Annotated in this window: 18 protein-coding genes; 14 read left to right on the plus strand and 4 right to left on the minus strand. The window is 59.5% G+C overall.

Features of this window, described 5'->3' with window-relative positions; translation table 11 throughout:
* The first annotated feature begins 134 nt into the window (after positions 1-134).
* The 3 genes from FX982_RS04715 to FX982_RS04725 all read left to right on the plus strand — a co-directional run bounded on the left by FX982_RS04715 (position 135) and on the right by FX982_RS04725 (position 3,222).
* The gene (locus FX982_RS04715; protein WP_122536879.1) at positions 135-590 is read left to right on the plus strand and encodes a MaoC family dehydratase; all 456 of its coding nucleotides are present in this window, start codon (positions 135-137) and stop codon (positions 588-590) included.
* 172 nt (positions 591-762) lie between these two features.
* Complete coding sequence (locus tag FX982_RS04720) at positions 763-2,457, plus strand: C13 family peptidase (RefSeq protein ID WP_172609824.1); 1,695 nt, start codon at positions 763-765, stop codon at positions 2,455-2,457.
* 123 nt (positions 2,458-2,580) lie between these two features.
* Positions 2,581-3,222, plus strand: coding sequence for an oxidoreductase (locus tag FX982_RS04725; protein ID WP_172609825.1), 642 nt, complete (start codon positions 2,581-2,583; stop codon positions 3,220-3,222).
* Between the two features lie 137 nt (positions 3,223-3,359).
* Here FX982_RS04725 and FX982_RS04730 read toward each other — a convergent pair whose 3' ends face one another.
* The 4 genes from FX982_RS04730 to FX982_RS04745 form a co-directional block, all read right to left on the minus strand.
* Positions 3,360-3,647 carry a YceK/YidQ family lipoprotein gene (locus FX982_RS04730; protein WP_122536988.1) on the minus strand — a complete coding sequence of 96 codons (288 nt, stop codon included), beginning with the start codon at positions 3,645-3,647 and terminating at the stop codon, positions 3,360-3,362.
* Positions 3,640-4,269 carry a flavin prenyltransferase UbiX gene (ubiX, locus tag FX982_RS04735; protein ID WP_065988388.1) on the minus strand — a complete coding sequence of 210 codons (630 nt, stop codon included), beginning with the start codon at positions 4,267-4,269 and terminating at the stop codon, positions 3,640-3,642. The genes FX982_RS04730 and ubiX overlap by 8 nt, the downstream gene beginning before the upstream one ends.
* Complete coding sequence (gene mpl / locus FX982_RS04740) at positions 4,266-5,615, minus strand: UDP-N-acetylmuramate:L-alanyl-gamma-D-glutamyl-meso-diaminopimelate ligase (RefSeq protein WP_172609826.1); 1,350 nt, start codon at positions 5,613-5,615, stop codon at positions 4,266-4,268. The genes ubiX and mpl overlap by 4 nt, the downstream gene beginning before the upstream one ends.
* Positions 5,616-6,044: 429 nt before the next feature.
* Positions 6,045-7,955 (minus strand): sigma-54-dependent Fis family transcriptional regulator, encoded by a 1,911-nt coding sequence (locus FX982_RS04745; RefSeq protein ID WP_172609827.1) that lies wholly within the window; start codon positions 7,953-7,955, stop codon positions 6,045-6,047.
* 312 nt (positions 7,956-8,267) lie between these two features.
* Here FX982_RS04745 and exaC point away from each other — a divergent pair, with 312 nt between their 5' ends.
* From exaC to rhuM, 11 genes are all read left to right on the plus strand, one after another.
* Complete coding sequence (gene exaC, locus FX982_RS04750; protein WP_172609828.1) at positions 8,268-9,788, plus strand: acetaldehyde dehydrogenase ExaC; 1,521 nt, start codon at positions 8,268-8,270, stop codon at positions 9,786-9,788.
* Between the two features lie 253 nt (positions 9,789-10,041).
* Positions 10,042-10,689, plus strand: a complete 648-nt coding sequence (locus FX982_RS04755; protein ID WP_122536874.1) for a DedA family protein — start codon at positions 10,042-10,044, stop codon at positions 10,687-10,689.
* A gap of 4 nt (positions 10,690-10,693) precedes the next feature.
* Positions 10,694-11,512 (plus strand): zinc-dependent peptidase, encoded by an 819-nt coding sequence (locus FX982_RS04760; RefSeq protein WP_172609829.1) that lies wholly within the window; start codon positions 10,694-10,696, stop codon positions 11,510-11,512.
* Positions 11,513-11,618: 106 nt separating this feature from the next.
* Complete coding sequence (ppa, locus tag FX982_RS04765; RefSeq protein ID WP_037017915.1) at positions 11,619-12,146, plus strand: inorganic diphosphatase; 528 nt, start codon at positions 11,619-11,621, stop codon at positions 12,144-12,146.
* A 440-nt stretch (positions 12,147-12,586) separates the two neighbouring features.
* Positions 12,587-13,318 carry a S24 family peptidase gene (locus tag FX982_RS04770; RefSeq protein WP_172609830.1) on the plus strand — a complete coding sequence of 244 codons (732 nt, stop codon included), beginning with the start codon at positions 12,587-12,589 and terminating at the stop codon, positions 13,316-13,318.
* A gap of 358 nt (positions 13,319-13,676) precedes the next feature.
* Positions 13,677-14,186, plus strand: coding sequence for a TIR domain-containing protein (locus FX982_RS04775; protein ID WP_172609831.1), 510 nt, complete (start codon positions 13,677-13,679; stop codon positions 14,184-14,186).
* On the plus strand, positions 14,186-15,034 hold the full coding sequence (locus FX982_RS04780) for a macro domain-containing protein (protein WP_172609832.1): 849 nt from the start codon (positions 14,186-14,188) through the stop codon (positions 15,032-15,034). The genes FX982_RS04775 and FX982_RS04780 overlap by 1 nt, the downstream gene beginning before the upstream one ends.
* A complete protein-coding gene (locus tag FX982_RS04785; protein WP_172609833.1) occupies positions 15,031-15,471 on the plus strand; it encodes an HIT family protein in 441 nt (146 codons plus the stop codon). Before FX982_RS04780 ends, FX982_RS04785 begins: the two co-directional genes overlap by 4 nt.
* Positions 15,472-15,863: 392 nt before the next feature.
* Positions 15,864-17,840, plus strand: coding sequence for a type I restriction-modification system subunit M (locus tag FX982_RS04790; RefSeq protein WP_172609834.1), 1,977 nt, complete (start codon positions 15,864-15,866; stop codon positions 17,838-17,840).
* Positions 17,837-19,201: a restriction endonuclease subunit S gene (locus tag FX982_RS04795; RefSeq protein WP_172609835.1), complete on the plus strand. Its 1,365-nt coding sequence runs from the start codon at positions 17,837-17,839 to the stop codon at positions 19,199-19,201. The genes FX982_RS04790 and FX982_RS04795 overlap by 4 nt, the downstream gene beginning before the upstream one ends.
* Positions 19,201-20,226, plus strand: a complete 1,026-nt coding sequence (rhuM, locus tag FX982_RS04800) for a virulence protein RhuM/Fic/DOC family protein (RefSeq protein WP_172609836.1) — start codon at positions 19,201-19,203, stop codon at positions 20,224-20,226. The genes FX982_RS04795 and rhuM overlap by 1 nt, the downstream gene beginning before the upstream one ends.
* The last annotated feature ends 28 nt before the right edge of the window (positions 20,227-20,254 follow it).

Genomic DNA, 20,254 nt, shown 5'->3' on the forward strand with positions numbered 1-20,254 from the left:
CTGCGGTTCAAACTGTAGGAGTGAGCTTGCTCGCGATCTGACGCGAAGCGGCAGCAAACCTGCGAGCGCGTTGTGTCAGGGGGCCTGCCCGTAAAGATCCAGCGCAAAAACAATCACCCACAAGGAGAGTAGCCATGCCCCACGTACCCGTTGCAGCACTCAAAAGCTATGAAGGCAAGGACCTGGGATGTTCCGACTGGCTGACCATCGATCAGGCGCGCATCAATCTGTTTGCTGAAGCGACCGGCGACTTTCAATTCATCCACGTCGATCCGGTCAAAGCAGCCCAAACCCCGTTCGGATCGACCATCGCCCATGGCTTTCTGTCGCTGTCGCTGATCCCCAAACTGATGGAGTCCTTGATGGTCGTGCCCGAAGGCATGCAGATGGCGATCAACTATGGCCTGGACAGCGTGCGATTCATTCAGCCGGTAAAAGTGGATTCGCGCGTTCGTCTAAAAGTCACGCTGGCGCAGGTCACCGAAAAGAAGCCCGGCCAATGGCTGCTCAAAGCCACGGCAACGCTTGAAATCGAAGGCCAGGACAAGCCCGCGTTCGTGGCTGAACCGCTTTCGCTGTGCTTCGTATAACCCCCGCCGCCTCTTCATAAAGCTTCCGCAAACCGTCCCGAAACATGAAACAGTCGTAACAGACTGTTTCATGAGCGTTCCTCGCTGCGGCATACTCGCTGCGGCTGTGTGAGCGACTCGATACACGTACGCGATCAGATCACGCCGAAACATCTTTTTTTCGGGATTTACCATGCGCGCGTTTGCTCCTTTGGCCCTGACCTTCCTTCTTACCGCTTGCGGCGACGGCGAATCGCTGTTGCCCCCCGACGCTCGCCTGCCCGACGGCGGACGCTATCGCGGCGACGTGATCAATGGCGTGTTGCAGGGCAAAGGCCGGATCGATTACCCCAATGGCAGCTGGTACGCCGGGGAATTCAAGAGCGGGCAGTGGAACGGCCAGGGCGAGTGGCACGCCAGCAACGGTGACGTGTACCGCGGCGGTTTTCAGGACGGACTTTTCCACGGCCAGGGCTCGCTGACGACCAGCGCTGGCAGTTACGTCGGCGGCTACAAGCTGGGGCGACGCGACGGCGAAGGCACGCTTAAAGAGCACGGCATGAGTTATCGCGGCGAGTTCAAGGCCGACCTCTATGACGGCGCCGGTCATCTGGAACTGGACGACGGCAGCGAGTACCAGGGCCAGTTCGCCCACGGCAAACCCAACGGCGAGGGCCAGCGCAACGATTCGGCGGGCAACCAGTTCAGCGGCAAGTTTGTCGACGGCCAGCTTGAAGGCACGGGCAATTTCAACAGCGCCGATGGCGATCAGTACGTCGGCGGCTTCCATAACAACCAGCTCAATGGTCGCGGTCGCTACGAAAACGCCGATGGCGACGTCTGGTCAGGGCAGTTCAAGGACGGCGCGTTCACGGGCAAGGGCGAGTTGATCGGCACCGACGGCACGCGCTATCAGGGCGATTTCAAAAACTGGCGCTTCTCGGGCGCAGGCAGCCTTAAGCTGCCGGACGGCAGCATGTACATCGGGCAGTTCGAGAACGACAACTACCAAGGCAGTGGCGTGCTGACCACCGCGGACGGCGAAGTCCAGAGTGGCACGTGGTCCAACGGCCAGCGGGTGCGCGACGCCGCCGGCAAGCTGCTGCCGGATCCGCTGGAAATCGGCTTGCTTGCCCAGGGCACCCTCGTCGAGAAAGCCCTCGCTGCCGTGCCCGCCTCCACGCCGGCCATCGAGCTCTACAGCCTCGTCGTTGGTGGTGATGGCAAACAGAGCGTTTTCCTGCGCGAGGCCGATTACGTTAACAAGCTGCTCGCGACGCGCTTCGGTGCGTTCGGCCAGATCACGCTGGTCAACCACCGCGACCACATGGGTGATCGCCCGCTGGCGACGCGCGAGACCATCAGCCGCGCCGTGCAAACGCTGGCCAAGCGCAGTGGCCCGGAAGATTTGATCTTTATTTACCTGACCAGCCACGGCACCCATGAACACGAGCTGGTGCTGGATCAGCCGCGTCTGGAGCTGTCCGACCTGCCCGCCAATGAAATGGCCGGCGTGCTGGCTCCGCTGAAGAATCGCGACAAGGTGGTGGTGATTTCCGCCTGCTATTCGGGCGGTTTCATCCCGGCGATCAAGGACGAGCGGACCATGGTGATAACCGCCTCACGTGAAGATCGAGTGTCGTTCGGCTGCTCTGAGGAAGCTGATTTCACTTATTTCGGCGAGGCGCTGTTCGGCAAGGCACTGGTGGAAACCGACGATCTGGTGCAAGCGTTCAATGAGGCAAAAGACATCGTCGCCCAGCGTGAGACGGACGAAAGCTTCGAAGCCTCCGAGCCGCAGATGTGGGCGCCGAAAGGCGTGGTCACCCATTGGCGGCAGTTGCGTAAAAGTCAGGCGGAGCGCGCGCTGAATACCGTTCGACGCTGAGTGCTCAGGCGTAAACGCGGGGGCGCATGAACATTTCATGTGTTTTTGTGAAACCCTCCCGCTCCGCCCGCAGTCTGTTCCGGTACAGCGCCTATGCTTGTGGCGTATCAAGGGAGAAAGATCATGTACTTGACGCCTCAGCACATTTTGCTTGCCGGAGCTACCGGATTGACTGGCGAGCACTTGCTCGACCGCCTGCTCAACGAACCCACTGTCACCCGCGTTCTCGCCCCCAGCCGTCGTCCTCTGGCTGAACATCCACGCCTGGAAAACCCTGTCGGCGAGCTTCAAAGCTTGCTGCCCGCACTTGAAGGCCCCATCGACATCGCCTTCTGCTGCCTGGGCACCACCATTAAACAGGCTGGCTCGCAGGAGGCGTTCCGGGCGGTCGATCTGGACATGGTCGTGGCGTTCGGCAAACGTGCCCGCGAGTTGGGCGCGCGCCACCTGCTGGTGATCAGCGCCGTGAATGCCGACCCGGAGTCGAGCATCTTTTACAGCCGCGTCAAAGGCGAGATGGAAGAAGCGCTGAAGCTTCAGGGCTGGCCGCAACTGACCATCGCCCAGCCGTCATTGTTGATTGGCGAGCGGCAGGATCAACGGTTTGTGGAGCAACTGGCCGCGCCGATTGCCAAGCTGATTCCCGGCAAATACGGCGGTATCGAAGCCTGCAACCTTGCCCGCGCGCTATGGCGTCTGGCGCTGGAAGAACAGGACGGCGTGCGGGTTGTGGAATCGGATGATTTGCGGCGGTTGGGGAAATGACTGAGCACTGCTCAAGCTGACAGCAAAACTGTGTAGAAGTGAGCTTGCTCGCGAACGCGTTTTGACAGTCACCCTTTAAGGGCCGGTAACACCGCAATCGCGAGCAAGCTCACTCCTACAGAGATCGCCGATCGGAATTACATCCCGCCCGTAGCCTGAAACCCCACACCCAGCGCGGTCAGGATCGACAGCGGCAGCAGCAGCGTGTCGAGCAGCGCGCTGCCGGGCAGGTCGAGCATCGGGTATTTCGGCGCCTCGGTGCCGAAGCGATCCTTCTCGCAGCAGCCGCCTTCGATGGCGTACAGATCCAGTCGCGTCCCGGCGTAAACCACCGGCGCGCCGGGTTGATTGGCGTCGAGGGTGCGCACGGTCGAGCAGCCTGTGGTCAGCAACAGACCCAGCGCAATGACGACGAGCTTATTCATCAGCGCCAAAGTGATGCTCGCCCCAACGCGGCAGCATGTCCTGCGGGATGTTAAGCAGATTGAGAATCCGCGCGACGACGAAATCCACCAGATCGTCGATCGTCTGCGGCTGGTGATAGAAACCGGGCGATGCCGGCAGAATCACCGCGCCCATGTTCGACAGCTTGAGCATGTTCTCCAGATGAATGCTGGAAAACGGCGCCTCGCGGGGCACCAGAATCAACTGCCGACGCTCCTTCAACGTTACGTCTGCGGCGCGCTCGATCAGGTTGTTGCAGGCGCCCGTGGCGATTGCCGACAACGTCCCGGTCGAACACGGCACCACGACCATCGCACTCGGCGAACCGGAACCGGACGCCACCGGCGACATCCAGTCTTCCTTGCCGTAGACCCGAATCTGGCCCGCGGTCGCGCCGGTGTATTCGTTCAGGAACGCCTGCATCATCTGCGGCTTTGGCGGCAGGTTGACGTCGGTTTCCGTGGCCATGACCAGCTGCGCGGCCTTGGAGATGAGGAAATGCACTTCGCGGTCTTCGCGCACCAGGCAGTCCAGCAGGCGCAGGCCGTATTGCGCGCCGGACGCGCCGGTCATCGCCAGGGTGATGCGTTCCGGGCCGCTCATTGCAGGGCCTCCGCAAGTTTGCCGTGCAGGCCGCCGAAGCCGCCGTTGCTCATGATGACTACATGGGCGCCGGGCACAGCCTGGTTTTTCACCAGATCAATGATGCCGTCGAGGCTGTCGCAGACCAACGATGGAATGGTGCACTGGGCCGCTGTTCCCGCCAGATCCCAACCCAGATTGGCCGGCGCATACCAGACCACCTGGTCAGCTTGAACAACGCTTTCCGGCAGACCGTCGCGGTGGGCGCCGAGCTTCATGGAGTTGGAACGCGGCTCGACGATGGCGATGATCGGCGCATCGCCGACCTTCTTGCGCAGACCGTCCAGCGTGGTGGCGATGGCGGTCGGGTGGTGGGCGAAGTCGTCGTAGATGATGATGCCGCGCACCTCGGCGACCTTTTCCATGCGCCGCTTCACGCTCTTGAACGCACTCAACGCGTCGACGCCCTGCTGCGGCACCACGCCAACGTGGCGGGCGGCGGCGAGGGTCGCCAAGGCATTGGCAACGTTGTGCTGGCCGGTCATGGCCCAGTCAACGACGCCTTGGACCGCACCTTCAAACAGCACTTCGAACCTCGAGCCGTCTTCGCTGAGCAGGTTCGCCTGCCATTGACCGCCCTCGCCCGTGGTCTGCACCGGCGTCCAGCAGCCCATCTGAATTACGCGCTCAAGTGCGGGCTCGGTGGTCGGGTGAATGACCAGGCCTTCGCTCGGAATGGTGCGCACGAGGTGGTGGAACTGCCGCTCGATGGCCGGGAGATCAGGGAAGATGTCGGCGTGATCGAATTCCAGGTTGTTGAGGATGGCGGTGCGCGGGCCGTAATGGACGAACTTGGAGCGCTTGTCGAAGAAGGCGCTGTCGTATTCATCCGCCTCGACGACAAAGAACGGCGTATCGCCTAGCCGCGCCGAGACATCGAAGTTCTGCGGCACGCCGCCGATCAGGAAGCCCGGGGCCATGCCGGCGTGTTCCAACACCCAGGCGAGCATGCTGCTGGTGGTGGTTTTGCCGTGGGTGCCTGCAACGGCGAGCACCCAGCGACCGCGAAGGACGTGATCGGCCAGCCACTGCGGCCCGGAAACATAAGGCAGGCCCTTGTTCAGGACATATTCGACCGCGGGATTGCCGCGTGACATGGCGTTGCCGACCACCACCAGATCCGGTGCCGGTTCGAGGTGCGAAGGGTCGTAACCCTGCATCAACTGAATGCCCTGCGCTTCGAGCTGCGTGCTCATCGGCGGGTAGACGTTGGCATCGGAGCCCGTGACTTTATGGCCCAGATCCTTGGCGAGCACCGCCAGCGACCCCATGAACGTGCCGCAGATACCCAGAATATGAATGTGCATGACCGACCTCTTAGAACATGGGCCGCAGGTTAGCGTAGAAGGCAGTGGATGCGCACGGGGGAATTACCGAGAGCGAGTGAACGCCATGGTAGAACCGGCTTTAGCCGGGAAGACGTCGAGCGCTACGCAGCAGAACTGATGGCGATCACACCGGCCTCTTCCCGGCTGAAGCCGGTCCCACTAAAAGACCGCGTGCACATTGCAGAATTGATGGTGCCCACACTGGCCTCTTCCCGGCTGAAGCCGGTCCCACTATAAGACTGCGTGCACACTGCAGAATTGATGGTGTTCATGAAGGCCTCTTCCCGGCTAAAGCCGGTCCTACTGGCTGAACGCGACGCCCTAGTGGGACCGGCTTTAGCCGGGAAGGCGTCAGGTGCCACGCCGCAGTATCGAGAGAACTCACACCGGTCTCATCCACCCAGGATTTCAGCGATTAATCCCATGCTTGCGCAGCTTTCTGTACAGCGTATTCCGGCTCACCCCCAGCTCCCGGGCGGCGTGGGTCATGTGCCAGCGTTGGGTTTCCAGAGTAGCGATGAGCGCTGCACGTTCAGCGTCTTCCAACGGCGAATGGGCCTCATCGGGCTTGATCTGCGCGCTGCCCTGCCGAATCGCCACCGGCAGATCATCAAAACCAATCCGCCCCTCATCACACAGCGCCGCCAGGGTCCGCAGCACGTTGCGCATCTGCCGCACGTTGCCGGGCCAGTTAAAGTCCAGCAGCGCCTGCCTGGCCTTCGCCTCAATGACAATCGAAAGCCCATCCGCCTCCTGCTCCAGCAGAAACGCCAGCAACTGAGCCTTATCACTCCGGTCTCTCAACGGCGGCAAGGCGATTTCCAGGCCGTTGAGCCGGTAAAACAGATCCTCGCGAAAGCTGCCGTCCTCCACCCGCTCCAGCAGGTTCCGGTGGGTCGCGCTGATCAGTCGGACATCCACCGCTTGCGGCTCTCCGCCAATCGGCACTACCAATCGATCTTCCAGCACGCGCAGTAACCGTGTCTGCAGGGCCACCGGCATGTCGCCGATCTCATCCAGAAACAACGTGCCGCCATCGGCCTGTTGCAACTTGCCGCGCATGCCTTCCTTGCGCGCGCCGGTAAAGCTGCCGCCGCGGTAGCCGAACAGCTCGCTCTCGATCAGGCTTTCCGGAATGGCCGCGCAGTTCAGCGCCACGAACGGCTTGGCGGAGCGCTGACTCGCCTGATGCACTGCCTTGGCAAACGCCTCCTTGCCAGAGCCCGTTTCACCGTTGATCAGCAACGGCACGTCGCGCTCGAATACCTTCAGCGCGCGACGGAAATCAGTTTGCAGCAACGCGTCGCCCAGGCAGATGTCGTTCGAAGGGAGCGGTACAGCCAACTTGCTGACCACCGGAGTAACAAGACCCTTCAGCTCGGCGCGGGATTGCCCACGCAGCACGGCGAAGAATCCACGCCCGTCCCGGGTACGCAGTGGCCAACTGGCGGCAGCATCCGGCGAAGCGCGGCTCAGCAGTTCATCCAGCGAGCAGTCAAACAACGATTCCACGCCCTGCCCCACCAGATCACCACGGCTCAGGCCCAGCAGATTCAGCGCGCTCTGGTTCAGCGCACTGACGCGGCCCGCGCCGTCGAACGCCAGCAGCCCTTCACTGAACAAACCGACCGCGCCGGCCTGAAGATGAAATCGCAGCAGCCACTGATCGTCGAAGTGGCGCAGGAAATAGCTGCTTTCGATCATTTTTGCCGACAGATTCACCAGCGCCATGGTGTGAAACTGGCTCTGCCGGGACACGTCGTGACGGGCCGAAGAAACGTCCAGCACCGCAAGCAGATCGCCATGGGGATCGAACACCGGGCTCGCTGAGCAGGTCAGCCCGGTGTGGCGGCCGCGAAAATGCTCGTCGCGATGGATCGTCACCGACTGACGCTCGACCAGGCAGGTGCCGATGCCGTTGGTGCCCTCCCGCGCCTCGCTCCAGTCGGCCCCCAGCCAGAGGCCCGCACGCTCGAAAATCCGTCGGTCCCCAGGCTCGGTCACGCAGTTCAGGATGATTCCGCGGGCATCGGTCAGCAGCACCGCACTGCCGCCCGCAAGCTGACGGTGCAGGCTGTTCATCTCGTCGCCGGCGATGGTCAGGACCTGCTGCAACTGCTCGCGACTCTCCAGCACCCGCGCATGTTCAAGCACGGTGGGCGCCATGGCTTGCGCGGGGTCGAGGTGATAATCCTCCAGGCACCGCAACCATGAACGGGCAATGGAAGGATCGGCGCCGGGGCCGTATTGATGGGGCGTTTTGCCTTGGGTAACGGTCAGCACTTGTTCGGCGTGGCGCGTCAGGTGATTGCTGTGCATTTTTATTCTTCATCCTGAGCCGGGGCTCTGCGGAGGATTTGCGACTCAGCATCCTCCTCGCCCGGATTCATTGCAATGCTGCGAAAGGCGGGGTCCGCCAAGCTGTCACGCAAAGGGTACAAAGTGTCACCTTTGCCGCCCCGCTGTTGATACACCACTCGGGCATCAACACAGGATTCATCGACAAAACCCCGATAAACCGGGGACCGGACGGCAGTGGCCCGCGCTTTGCTCTACGCTCTAGCCATGCGACCTAGTCATGCGCCGCAACGCGTTATCCCCAGACAATCACAAGACCAGGAGATATTCACCATGCGTTATGCCCACCCCGGTACTGAAGGCTCAATCGTTACCTTCAAGACCCAGTACGGCAACTACATCGGTGGCGAATTCGTGCCGCCGGTCAAAGGCCAGTACTTCGAAAACACCTCGCCGATCACCGGCAAGCTGATCGCAGAATTCCCACGCTCCACCGCCGAAGACATCGACAAAGCCCTCGATGCCGCCCATGCCGCCGCCGATGCATGGGGCAAAACCTCGGTGCAGGAACGCTCGCGGACCCTGCTGAAAATCGCCGACCGCATCGAACAGAATCTGGAATTGCTGGCCGTCACCGAGACCTGGGACAACGGCAAAGCCGTGCGCGAAACCCTCAACGCGGACATTCCGTTGGCAGTCGATCACTTCCGTTATTTCGCCGGCGTGCTGCGCGCTCAGGAAGGCTCCGCTGCGGAGATCGACGGCAACACCGTGGCGTATCACATTCACGAGCCGCTGGGCGTGGTCGGGCAAATCATCCCGTGGAACTTCCCTCTGTTGATGGCCGCCTGGAAACTCGCGCCCGCCCTCGCCGCCGGTAACTGCATCGTCCTCAAGCCGGCCGAGCAAACGCCACTGGGCATCACCGTGCTGATGGAGCTGATCGGCGATCTGCTGCCAAAAGGCGTGCTCAACGTGGTGCAGGGTTATGGCCGCGAAGCCGGTGAAGCGCTGGCCAGCAGCAAGCGTATTGCCAAGATCGCCTTCACCGGTTCGACGCCGGTGGGTTCGCACATCATGAAACTGGCGGCCGACAGCATCATCCCGTCCACCGTCGAACTGGGCGGCAAGTCGCCGAACATCTTTTTCGAAGACATCATGCAGGCCGAGCCGGAGTTCATCGATAAAGCCGCTGAAGGCGTGGTGCTGGCGTTCTTCAACCAGGGCGAAGTCTGCACCTGCCCGTCCCGCTGCCTGGTTCAGGAGTCGATCTACCCGCAGTTCATGGAAGTGGTGATGAAGAAGGTCCTGAAGATTCAGCGCGGCGATCCGCTGGACACCGACACCATGGTCGGTGCGCAGGCGTCGCAGCAGCAGTTCGACAAGATTCTTTCGTACCTCGAAATCGCCCAGGGCGAAGGCGCCGAGCTGCTGACCGGCGGCAAGGTCGAGAAGCTCGAAGGCTCGCTGGCGACCGGTTATTACATCCAGCCGACGCTGCTGAAAGGCAACAACAAGATGCGCGTCTTCCAGGAAGAAATCTTCGGCCCGGTGGTCAGCGTGACCACCTTCAAGGACGAAGCGGAGGCCCTGGCGATCGCCAACGACACCGAGTTCGGCTTGGGCGCGGGCGTCTGGACCCGCGACATCAATCGCGCCTACCGCGTGGGCCGGGCGATCAAGGCCGGTCGCGTGTGGACCAACTGCTACCACCTGTACCCCGCCCATGCGGCGTTCGGCGGTTACAAGAAATCCGGCGTCGGTCGCGAAACCCACAAGGTCGCGCTGGAGCACTATCAGCAGACCAAGAACCTGCTGGTGAGCTACGACATCAATCCGCTGGGCTTCTTTTGATTTAGCGTAATCGGGCAAGAAGCAACGGCCTCTTCGGAGGCCGTTTTTGTTGGTAGCGATGGGCGTTCAATGGGGCACGCCGCCGTCCGGACGCCGCAATGGCGAGCAACAGATGCAACCCCTGTGGGAGTGAGCTTGCTCACGAAGACGGCATGTCGAGCGCCACATTGCAGTGCTTGCCTCTATAATGCCGCGCACATTTCCCCTCTTCGCCCCGCACGACCCGGATCGGGTCTCAAAACCAGGTGCCTACATGGATTTCAATCCGCTTGATCTGATTCTTCACCTTGACGTTTACCTCGACCTGCTTGTGACCCAATACGGCACCTGGGTTTACGCGATTCTGTTCCTGGTGATCTTTTGCGAAACCGGCCTGGTGGTCATGCCTTTTCTGCCGGGTGATTCGCTGCTGTTCATCGCGGGCGCTGTGGCGGCCGGTGGCGGCATGGATCCGGTGTTGCTGGCGTGCCTGTTGATGGCAGCGGCGGTACTCGGCGACAGCACCAACTACATCATCGGCCGCACCGCCGGCGACAAGCTGTTCAGCAACCCGAACTCGAAAATCTTCCGTCGCGATTACCTGACCAAAACCCAGGAATTCTACGGTCGCCACGGCGGCAAGACCGTCACCCTCGCACGCTTCCTGCCAATCATCCGCACCTTCGCCCCCTTCGTGGCCGGTCTTGGCCGCATGCCTTACCTGCGCTTTCTCGGCTTCAGCGTGTTGGGCTCGGTGCTGTGGGTCGGCGGGTTGGTCACGCTGGGCTTCTTCTTCGGCAATATCCCGTTCATCAAGAAGAACCTGACGCTATTGGTGCTGGCGATCATCCTGATCTCGCTGCTGCCGATGATCATCGGCCTGATCCGCAGCCGCACAGGTCGCTCCGCCGAGGCGCGCTGAATCCATGTGGTCGTTCCGGGAATGGCGCAAACGGCGCACGCTGGCGCGCCATCCGGTCGATCCGCAGATGTGGGAGCGCGTGCGCCAACGCCTGCCGATCCTCGACGGGCTGAGCGCTGAAGAAGACCGTTACCTGCTCGACAGCTGCGTGCTGTTCCTGCAGGCCAAACACCTGACCGCGCTGGAAGGCGTCGAACTGGATGACGAATCGCGGCTGTTTCTTGCCGCTCAGGCCCAACTGCCGTTGCTCGCCCTGGGCGATCTCAACTGGTATCAGGGTTTTCACGAAATCATCCTCTACGGCGATGACTTCATCAGCCCCCAACGCCACCGCGACGCCAGCGGCATCGAGCACGAATGGGACGGCGAGCACAGCGGAGAAGCATGGTCCCAAGGCCCGGTGATCCTGGCCTGGCCCGGCGTGCTGACCAGCGGCGGGTGGGAAGCCTACAACCTCGTGATCCACGAACTGGCGCACAAGCTGGACATGCTCAACGGTGATGCGAATGGCCTGCCGCCGCTGCACCCCGACATGCGCGTCAGTGACTGGGCCAGCGCCATGCAGAGTGCCTACGACGACCTCAACCGCCAACTCGACGCCAACCCGGACGCCGAGACCGCCATCGATCCCTACGCGGCGGAAAACCCGGCCGAGTTCTTTGCAGTCATCAGCGAATACTTCTTCAGCGCGCCGGATTTGCTCGCCGAGGCCTATCCCGCCGTCTACGGGCAACTGAAAGCGTTCTATCGGCAGGATCCGTTGGCGCGGCTAACGGCACTTCAGCGCGACAACCCGGTCTATCAGGCTCAACACGACGCCTGAAGCCCGCCGTCACGCATGGCAACGCTTCAGGAATGTGCCTATAATCCGGCCACTTTTTGGCGTTGCATGCCAGATTCTGAATGGTCAACCAAGGGGGCAAAGCCCAATGAGCTACAGCAAGATTCCGGCCGGTAAAGACCTGCCGAATGACATCTACGTCGCAATCGAGATCCCGGCCAACCACGCGCCGATCAAGTACGAAATCGACAAAGAAAGCGACTGCCTTTTCGTTGACCGTTTCATGGCCACCCCGATGTTCTACCCGGCCAACTACGGTTTCATCCCCAACACCCTGGCTGACGACGGCGACCCCCTCGACGTGCTGGTGGTGACGCCTTATCCGGTCACCCCGGGTTCCGTGATCCGCGCCCGTCCGGTCGGCGTGCTGAACATGACCGACGACGGCGGCGGCGATGCCAAAATCATCGCAGTCCCCCACGACAAGCTGTCCCAGCTGTACGTGGACGTGAAGGAATACACCGATCTGCCACCGCTGCTGATCCAGCAGATCGAGCACTTCTTCGCGAACTACAAAGACCTCGAAAAAGGCAAATGGGTGAAGATCGAAGGCTGGGCTGGCGCTGACGCCGCTCGCGAAGCGATCACCAAATCGGTTGCGGCCTACAAGGGCTGATCCGTTGTGTCCCGCCGAAGCGCTCGCCGCTTCGACGGGGCCACGTTTTACCTGCATGGCCCCGCCTTCTGCTTTCTGAATACCCCTCCCCCCGTACATCCCCCCTTTTTTTCGCCCTCTGTCATTACACACATGTTTAAAACTCACACTGCACACACAACGTGTTTAATCGCGTCGTATGATTTTCTTCTTTGAACAACACCGCCCGATTCAAACTTCCCTGGCGCCCCCTTTAGTCAGGCCTCCGTGCCGTTAATTGCTCACGTGCATGAGTGACATCGGTTTCAACCATTGTTGATGCATAAGAAAACAGTGAGCGAATCGGCCTACAAAAACAGCCGAAGGTTGTAATCCTTACATTCACGTTCAAGCATGACGGCGTGCTCATTTGAACACTTCGTTCATTTAAACGCGCTTCAACCCGCCGTAAACTTCGGCCCATGAATACATCAGGTGATCGACTGCGCGGCCTTCTGCGAGAGTGCCATCTCTCGGCAACGGACTTTGCCGCCAACCGAAAAGTTACGCCGCAACACGTGAACAACTGGTTCAAGCGCGGCATCCCCATGGCCCGTATTGAAGAAGTCGCTGAACTGCTGAGCGTCAACGCGCGTTGGCTACGGAGCGGCGAGGGCCCGAAGCACCCTGGACAAGACCGCTTGACTGCCCAACCGCCGGACGCTCAACCGCGGGCCGAGCGAAGCGTGCGCGAAGAACTGGAAATGCCGGTCTACACCGAATTGCAGACACAAAGCGCCGGCCGGACGGCGGTGGGCGAAGTCCACAACCACAAAGTGCGCCTGTCCCGGCGCGTGCTCGAAACCATGGACGTGGAGCTGCACAACGCCATTTGTGTGGCAATGGTCGGCAACAGCATGGCGGACAAAATCCAGGACGGTTCGCTGATCGGCATTGATCGCGGGCGCGTGCAGATCATCGATGGTGAAATGTACGCCCTCGAACACGACGGCATGCTGCGGGTGAAATACCTGTATCGCCTGCCGGGCGGCGGCTTGCGCCTACGCAGCCACAATTGCGCCGAGTACCCGGACGAGATTTTCAGCGCCGAACAGGTGCAGGCCCAGCACATTCATATTCTGGGGTGGATCTTCTGGTGGTCGACGCTTAACAACCGCCGCCATCCGGCGACGATACGGCGAGGCGCGGAATGAGCGTGTTTCAGAACTGGGCAGACGCAAACAACATGGGTATCCTGCACGCCTTCGTTTCAGCACCCGTCGGCCACACGCGGATGGGTGATCGACCTGGCACCGTCTCCCTGACCTGCCCGGTCTACCTTACAAGCGCCTCCTCGCAGCGCGCACTTTTGCGGACGGGTGCGGTTAGCCAAAAACTAATCAAACCCGTCACCGAGAAGCCGGCCACAAGCCGGCTTTTTAACTTCCCATGAATACCTCCCACCGCTAACCCACGCGGCGCCTCCGCGCGCGTCAATCGGCAATCAATGGACTGAGCGCATTAACCGATGAAGCAAACAACCCTCTTCGTTTTCACTACAGGAAGTTCATCATGAGTTATCGCAACAAAACCTACATCGCGTTCGCCAGTGAAGACATCAAGCATTATTGGCTGATGAAAGCCTGGAAGCAGAACGAGAAAATCGACTTCAACTTCTTCAATGCCCATGACTTGTTCGAAGCGCGGGACAGCAGTTCGCCCGAGACTATCAAACGCCGCCTGCGCGAACGCCTCAACAACACCAAGCAAGTTATCTTTCTGGGCAGCGAAGATGGCCGTCGCAAGGGCGGCGACGGGGATTCGTTTCTTGCTTATGAAATCGAGGTGATTCTCGAACTGGATCTTCCCATCGTCATCGCGAATCTCTGCCAGAGCAGAAACATCGTCATGGATAACATTCCCCAGCCGCTCATTGATCAAAAACACTTCAACGTTTCGGTGTCTTTCCAGCCCAAAATCATTCAGTACACGCTGGACAACTACGTTGCGGGTTACGCGAAGAGCGACCTGCAAGGTCCCCATCGATATGTCGGCAGAATCTACGACGGGCTGGGCATCTGATGACCATCCTTCAGGACATGCAGACATGGCGCTTCTGGCGCCACTTTCTGGTGGCACTGTTCGCCTGCGTCGGCGGACTGTCGACGATCATGCAGACTTTCAACGTCATTTACCCCGGCAGCCATGCAATGGAGGGTTTCGGCATCCTGATAGCGATCATCGCGTTGTCAGTTTCGGCCGCGCTGTTCAAGGCCTGGCCGCGCCCGATTGCCGAGGAATACAACGCGCCGAAAACGCGGATCACCATCGTGCCCGGTGACCTTCTCAAGGAAGACGGCCATCTGGTGATCGGCACCAACGACACCTTCGACACGGAAACGCCGAACATCATTGCCACCTCCAGCCTGCAGGGCCAGGCGTTGCAGGTCCTTTACGGCGGCGACCTGAGAGAATTTGATCGTCATCTGGACGACGCGCTGGTCAACACCCCCGTCGGTACGCTCAACAAGCCGGGCAAACAAGTGCAATACGGTGTCGGCACCATCGCCACGCTCAAGCACGCGCACCGGCTGATCTTCTTCCTGGCCTACTGCGAAATGGACGCCCAGAACGTCGCGCGCTCCACGCCGGACAAAGTGTGGAAGGGCTTGCTCGCGCTGTGGGCCGAAGTGTCCCGGCGCGGCAACGGCGGCACGATCTCGATCCCGGTGATCGGCGGCGGGCAGGCGCGACTGTCCAGCGTGCTGCCCGCCCAGGACGCCATCCGCTTCACGCTGCTCTCGTTCATGTTCGCCTCCCGCAACTCGAAGGTCTGCGACGAACTGCGCATCGTCGTCCGCCCCGACGACTACCGAAAACTCGATCGACTGGAACTGCAGTCGTTCCTCTCGTCATTGAGGTCATCATGACCCCGGAAACCAGCCTCGATCTGCCGGACAACCCCGACTGCGCGTTCTGCGCATACCTCAAGGGCGAAAGACCCTACACCATCCTATCCTGCACCCCGCAAACCGCGACCTTCGTGACCCGCGAACAACGGGGTCACCCGCACTTGCTGGTGCTGCCGCTGCGCCACGTGCCCTCGTTGCTGGAAATGACCGACGAGGAGGTTGCGGCGGTGGCGGTTGAAGTGCGCAATGCGGCGAGGCTGATTGAAAAGGCGTACGCAAAAACGGGGATTGCGGTCTGGCAGAACAACGGCGTGCCGGCGGGCCAGGCGATTGGGCATGTGCACTTTCATGTGGCGGGGACGCTGGAGAGCGGGGGGACGGAGTTTGGGGAAGTGCAGGAGATATCGGTGATGGAGACGGCTGAAATTGCGCGGCGGTTGCTGGAGGCGAGATAGGCCATCGCCGCAGCGTTGGCCACTTTCATTGCCGCGCACTTTTGAACACGCCCCAGAACAGCGATTTTGCGTTCCACACGTCGTGGATCAAACCAAGGAAAATGAAGGGCTATGGATCTTTCAGTGTTGCGTGGGCCCGGTTCGGATCTGTTGGCCTGTTTGGGCAGCAGCCTGCTGCCCAATTGTCTTGGGCTTACTTAGAAACCCCGCGCAGGGGCATCAACGGCTCCATGCTAGGGAAATGAGAATTCGGAAACCATGAAGCAGTCTCACAGCCACCTTCGCACTTCTCATTGTCTAGAAAAACTTCGCGACTCGGATGGCCTGTGGACATTGAAGTAGCTGGCCGGGTTAGACTTCGCATTTTTTTGCCCATCCCAAGGAACTGTTGCGTGAATACGGAAAATCATTCTCAGACGGCTGCCTTTCTCTGGTCTATTGCCGACCTGCTCCGTGGTGACTTCAAGCAGTCCCAGTACGGGCGCATCATCCTGCCGTTCACTCTGCTGCGCCGAATGGAGTGCGTGCTAGCGCCGACCAAGGACGAGGTGATCAAGCAGACCTTCGCTCAAGAAGGCCGTCCAGATACCGTCCGCGAAATGATTTTGCTGCGTTCATCCGGCCACCAATTTTTTAATGCCTCGCCGCTGACACTAGGAACCTTGTCAGATACGCAGACCGCTTCGGACTTGATGAGTTACGTGCAGTCCTTCAGCAACGACGCCCGCGAGATTTTCGAGCACTTCCACTTCGAAGACTTCGTTCAGCAACTGGGCAGCGCCAATCTGCTCTATCAGGTCGTGCAACGGTTTGCGGCCACCGATCTGAGCCCTGAGCGAATCAGCAACTTTGGCATGGGTATCATTTTTGAAGAGCTGATCCGCAAGTTTGCTGAGAGCTCCAATGAAACGGCCGGGGAGCACTTCACCCCGCGAGACATCGTGCACCTGACCACTTCGCTTGTGATTACGGATCAGGACCACAAGCTCGCGCCCAACAGCATCGTCACCATCTATGACCCAACGGCGGGTACTGGTGGTTTCCTATCTGAAGGCGACGAGTACATCCAGTCCATCAGCGAAAAGGTCAGCGTGTCGCTGCACGGCCAAGAGCTGAACCCCGAGTCTTACGCCATTTGCAAAGCGGACATGCTCATCAAGGGCCAGGACGTGGCCAATATCAAGCTCGGCAACACGCTTTCAAATGATCAACTGGCTGACAAGCGCTTCGATTTCATGCTCAGCAACCCACCATTTGGCGTTGAGTGGAAGAAGGTTCAAAAGCAGATCACCGACGAGCACAGCCACAAAGGCTTCGATGGTCGCTTCGGGCCTGGCCTGCCGCGTGTATCCGACGGCTCGCTGTTGTTCCTCCTGCACTTGGTCAGCAAGATGCGTGCCCCGCGTGAAGGTGGCTCCCGGATCGGCATCATCCTCAACGGCTCGCCGCTGTTCACCGGCGGCGCGGGTTCGGGTGAGTCGGAGATTCGCCGATACCTGCTGCAGAATGATCTGGTTGAGGCCATCGTCGCGTTGCCGACGGACATGTTCTACAACACCGGCATCGCCACCTACGTTTGGATACTCAGCAACAAGAAAGCCGCCGCTCGCCAGGGCAAGGTGCAGTTGATCGACGGCAGCCAGCATTCCGCCAAAATGCGCAAGTCGCTGGGCAGCAAACGCCAGTACATCACTGACGATCAAATCAACGAACTGGTGCGCCTGTATGGCGGTTTCGAGCAAACCGCGCAGAGCAAGATTTTCCCCATCGATGCCTTCGGCTATCGCCGCATCACAGTCGAACGCCCGCTGCGCCTGAACTTCCAAACCAGTGCCGAGCGCATCGCCAAGGTGCTGGAAGAAAAAGCCATCGAGAAACTCGACAGCGCCACTCAGAAGCAGCTAATTACCGCCCTACAAACGATGGACGCCACCCAACTGCATCGCAACCGCGAGCAGTTCAGCAAATGCCTGAAAAAAAGCCTGACCGCGCACGGATTGAATCTCAGCGCTCCAGAGCTGAAAGCCCTGCTCAATGCCCTGAGCGAGCGAGACGCCGAGGCGGATATCTGCATGACCAAGGGCAAGCCTGAAGCAGATGCTGGCCTGCGCGACAACGAGAACGTGCCATTGGGTGAGTCGGTGTACGACTACTTCAAGCGCGAGGTTATCCCCCATGTGCCGGACGCCTGGATCGACGAAAGCAGAACCGACCCTCAGGACGGTGAGGTCGGCATTGTCGCCTTCGAAATCCCCTTCAACCGTCACTTCTATGTGTTCAAGCCGCCACGCCCGTTGAACGAGATCGACCGCGACTTGCAAGCCTGCACTGACCGCATCAAGCAGATGATTGAGGGGCTGTCGGCATGACGTTTTCAGGGTACTCGGAGTATAAGGATTCAGGCGAGGAATGGCTGGGCAAGGTGCCCAAGCATTGGAGCATCGCCCCACTAAAGTCCAGTGCGTCATGCAATGACACCGTGCTACCAGAATCGACAGATGATGAGTACGAAATTGATTATGTAGAAATCTCCGATGTAAACGAAATCTCCGGGATTACCGGAAGTACTCGGTATAAATTTTCAGATGCTCCGTCACGTGCCAGGAGAATGCTGCGGCATGGTGATGTTCTCATCTCAACAGTGAGGACGTATCTACGCGCAATCGCACCGGTTGTTTCCCCACCTGAAAATCTAATTGCTTCAACGGGATTTGCGGTTGTGCGGCCACGCGAAGACATTTTGGATGGAACTTTTCTGGGATATTTACTTAGAGCAGAGTGGTGGATATCCCAAATAATCGCGCGATCTGTTGGTGTCAGCTACCCTGCAATCAACGCATCTGACTTGATTGGCTTGAGCGTACCTCTTCCTACGTGGCATGAACAAACCCGAATTGCACGCTTTCTCAACCACGAAACCGCCCGTATTGATGCGATGATCGAAGAGCAGCAGCGTCTGATCGAACTGCTCAAGGAAAAGCGGCAGGCAGTGATCTCCCACGCCGTCACCAAGGGCCTCGACCCTACGGTAACGATGAAAGACTCCGGCGTGGAGTGGCTGGGTGCGGTACCGGCGCATTGGGAAAGAAAACGTCTTAAAAATATTTCACCGTTTATAGCTGTAGGAATCGTTGTTAACCCCAGTGAATTCGTGGCAGAAGACGGTCTTCCGTTCATATATGGTGGTGAGGTGAAAGAAGGAGTTATCGAGGTTGATAAGGCAAGAAAGATCTCACCAGAACACAGCTTGAGAAATCGGAAAACCATGCTAGAGGCCGATGATCTCGTCACTATGCGAGTTGGCTACCCAGGTCTAACGGCTGTAGTACCGCCTAGCTGTGAAGGGGGAAACTGCGCTTCGGTTATGTTGGTAAAGCGCGGAAATTTCGACTCAAGATGGCTCTGCGCTGTAATGAATAGTCGCTTGGTTCGTCAGCAGGTTGAGGTTGTTCAGTATGGGGCGGCGCAGAAGCAATTCAATATTGCAGACGCTGTTGAGTTTTGGATGTATAAGCCACCGCTGGATGAGCAATCGGCAATTGCTCAATTCGTCGCAGAGCAGTCATTGATTATTGATGACCTTTCGGCTGAATCAGAAAAATCGAAAGCACTTCTCCAAGAAAGGCGCTCCGCCCTAATCTCCGCCGCCGTCACCGGCAAAATCGACGTACGCGGTTGGAAACCAACGCTCAGAGAACTCTCCCGCGAATTAGCAGAAGAGGCCGTGTAATGACAAACCGCAAGGACGCGCAACTCCAGCCAGGTACAAGCCAGCAAATCCAGATATTCACCTCAGCCGATGGCCAGGCCCAGCTGCAGGTCGCGCTCGAGCGGGAGACGGTATGGCTGAGTCAGGCGCAAATGGGCCAGCTGTTCGATACCACGCCTGAAAACATCCTGATGCACCTGAAAAACATCTTCAACGACGAGGAGTTGGCGGAGCAGGCAACTACTAAGGATTTCTTAGTGGTTCGCCAGGAGGGGACACGGCAGGTGCGTCGGCGTATCAAGCATTACAGCCTCGACGCTATCATTTCGGTGGGTTACCGCGTGAGCTCCAAGCGTGCGACGCAGTTCCGCCAATGGGCCACGCGAGTGCTTAAAGACCATCTGGTTGATGGCTATACCCTCAACCAGCGCCGTCTGGCAGAGCGCGGTATCGAGTTCGAGCAGGCGGTGAGCCTGTTGTCGCGCACGCTGGCGAACCAACAACTAGTCACTGACCAAGGCCGCGCGGTGGTGCAAGTGATCAGCGACTACGCCCGCAGCTGGAGCTTGCTGCAGGGTTACGATGAGCAAAGCCTGCAGGAGCAGAGCGCACGTCAGACTGATATGCGCGACCTGGCGCTGGATGATGTACTGGCAGCCATCGCGCAGTTGAAGGCCACGCTAATGGCCAAGGGCGAAGCAACCGAGCTGTTCGGCCAACTGCGCGGTGAAGGACTGGCCTCGGCCATTGCCACCATCGAGCAGGGCTTTGGTGATGAATGGTTTTACCCCAACGTGGCCAGCCGCGCAGCTCATCTGCTGTATTTCGTCATCAAAAATCACCCATTGGCCGATGGCAATAAACGCAGTGGTTCATTTTTGTTTTTGTGGTACTTGCAACTCAACCAGCACTTGCTGGCGCGGCCGGTGGAGCAGTTGATCAACGACAACACTTTGGTGGCGTTGGCATTGCTGGTGGCCGAGAGCCTGCCCGAACAGAAAGAATTGATGGTGAGGCTGGTTGAACACTTTGTGCTGCTGAAATAGCCCATAAAAAACGACAGGCATGCAGCCA

Origin of the sequence: Pseudomonas graminis (assembly GCF_013201545.1) — a bacterium.
Taxonomy (GTDB): Bacteria; Pseudomonadota; Gammaproteobacteria; order Pseudomonadales; family Pseudomonadaceae; genus Aquipseudomonas.

What these genes read in the sequence shown, in the direction of transcription:
- FX982_RS04720 (WP_172609824.1), top strand. Translation starts at nt 763, where the DNA reads ATGCGCGCGTTTGCTCCTTTGGCCCTGACCTTCCTTCTTACCGCTTGC.
- FX982_RS04730 (WP_122536988.1), bottom strand. Translation starts at nt 3,647, where the DNA reads ATGAATAAGCTCGTCGTCATTGCGCTGGGTCTGTTGCTGACCACAGGC.
- FX982_RS04770 (WP_172609830.1), top strand. Translation starts at nt 12,587, where the DNA reads ATGAATACATCAGGTGATCGACTGCGCGGCCTTCTGCGAGAGTGCCAT.
- mpl (WP_172609826.1), bottom strand. Translation starts at nt 5,615, where the DNA reads ATGCACATTCATATTCTGGGTATCTGCGGCACGTTCATGGGGTCGCTG.
- FX982_RS04785 (WP_172609833.1), top strand. Translation starts at nt 15,031, where the DNA reads ATGACCCCGGAAACCAGCCTCGATCTGCCGGACAACCCCGACTGCGCG.
- FX982_RS04715 (WP_122536879.1), top strand. Translation starts at nt 135, where the DNA reads ATGCCCCACGTACCCGTTGCAGCACTCAAAAGCTATGAAGGCAAGGAC.
- exaC (WP_172609828.1), top strand. Translation starts at nt 8,268, where the DNA reads ATGCGTTATGCCCACCCCGGTACTGAAGGCTCAATCGTTACCTTCAAG.
- FX982_RS04780 (WP_172609832.1), top strand. Translation starts at nt 14,186, where the DNA reads ATGACCATCCTTCAGGACATGCAGACATGGCGCTTCTGGCGCCACTTT.
- rhuM (WP_172609836.1), top strand. Translation starts at nt 19,201, where the DNA reads ATGACAAACCGCAAGGACGCGCAACTCCAGCCAGGTACAAGCCAGCAA.
- FX982_RS04745 (WP_172609827.1), bottom strand. Translation starts at nt 7,955, where the DNA reads ATGCACAGCAATCACCTGACGCGCCACGCCGAACAAGTGCTGACCGTT.
- FX982_RS04760 (WP_172609829.1), top strand. Translation starts at nt 10,694, where the DNA reads ATGTGGTCGTTCCGGGAATGGCGCAAACGGCGCACGCTGGCGCGCCAT.
- FX982_RS04795 (WP_172609835.1), top strand. Translation starts at nt 17,837, where the DNA reads ATGACGTTTTCAGGGTACTCGGAGTATAAGGATTCAGGCGAGGAATGG.
- FX982_RS04725 (WP_172609825.1), top strand. Translation starts at nt 2,581, where the DNA reads ATGTACTTGACGCCTCAGCACATTTTGCTTGCCGGAGCTACCGGATTG.
- ppa (WP_037017915.1), top strand. Translation starts at nt 11,619, where the DNA reads ATGAGCTACAGCAAGATTCCGGCCGGTAAAGACCTGCCGAATGACATC.
- FX982_RS04775 (WP_172609831.1), top strand. Translation starts at nt 13,677, where the DNA reads ATGAGTTATCGCAACAAAACCTACATCGCGTTCGCCAGTGAAGACATC.
- FX982_RS04755 (WP_122536874.1), top strand. Translation starts at nt 10,042, where the DNA reads ATGGATTTCAATCCGCTTGATCTGATTCTTCACCTTGACGTTTACCTC.
- ubiX (WP_065988388.1), bottom strand. Translation starts at nt 4,269, where the DNA reads ATGAGCGGCCCGGAACGCATCACCCTGGCGATGACCGGCGCGTCCGGC.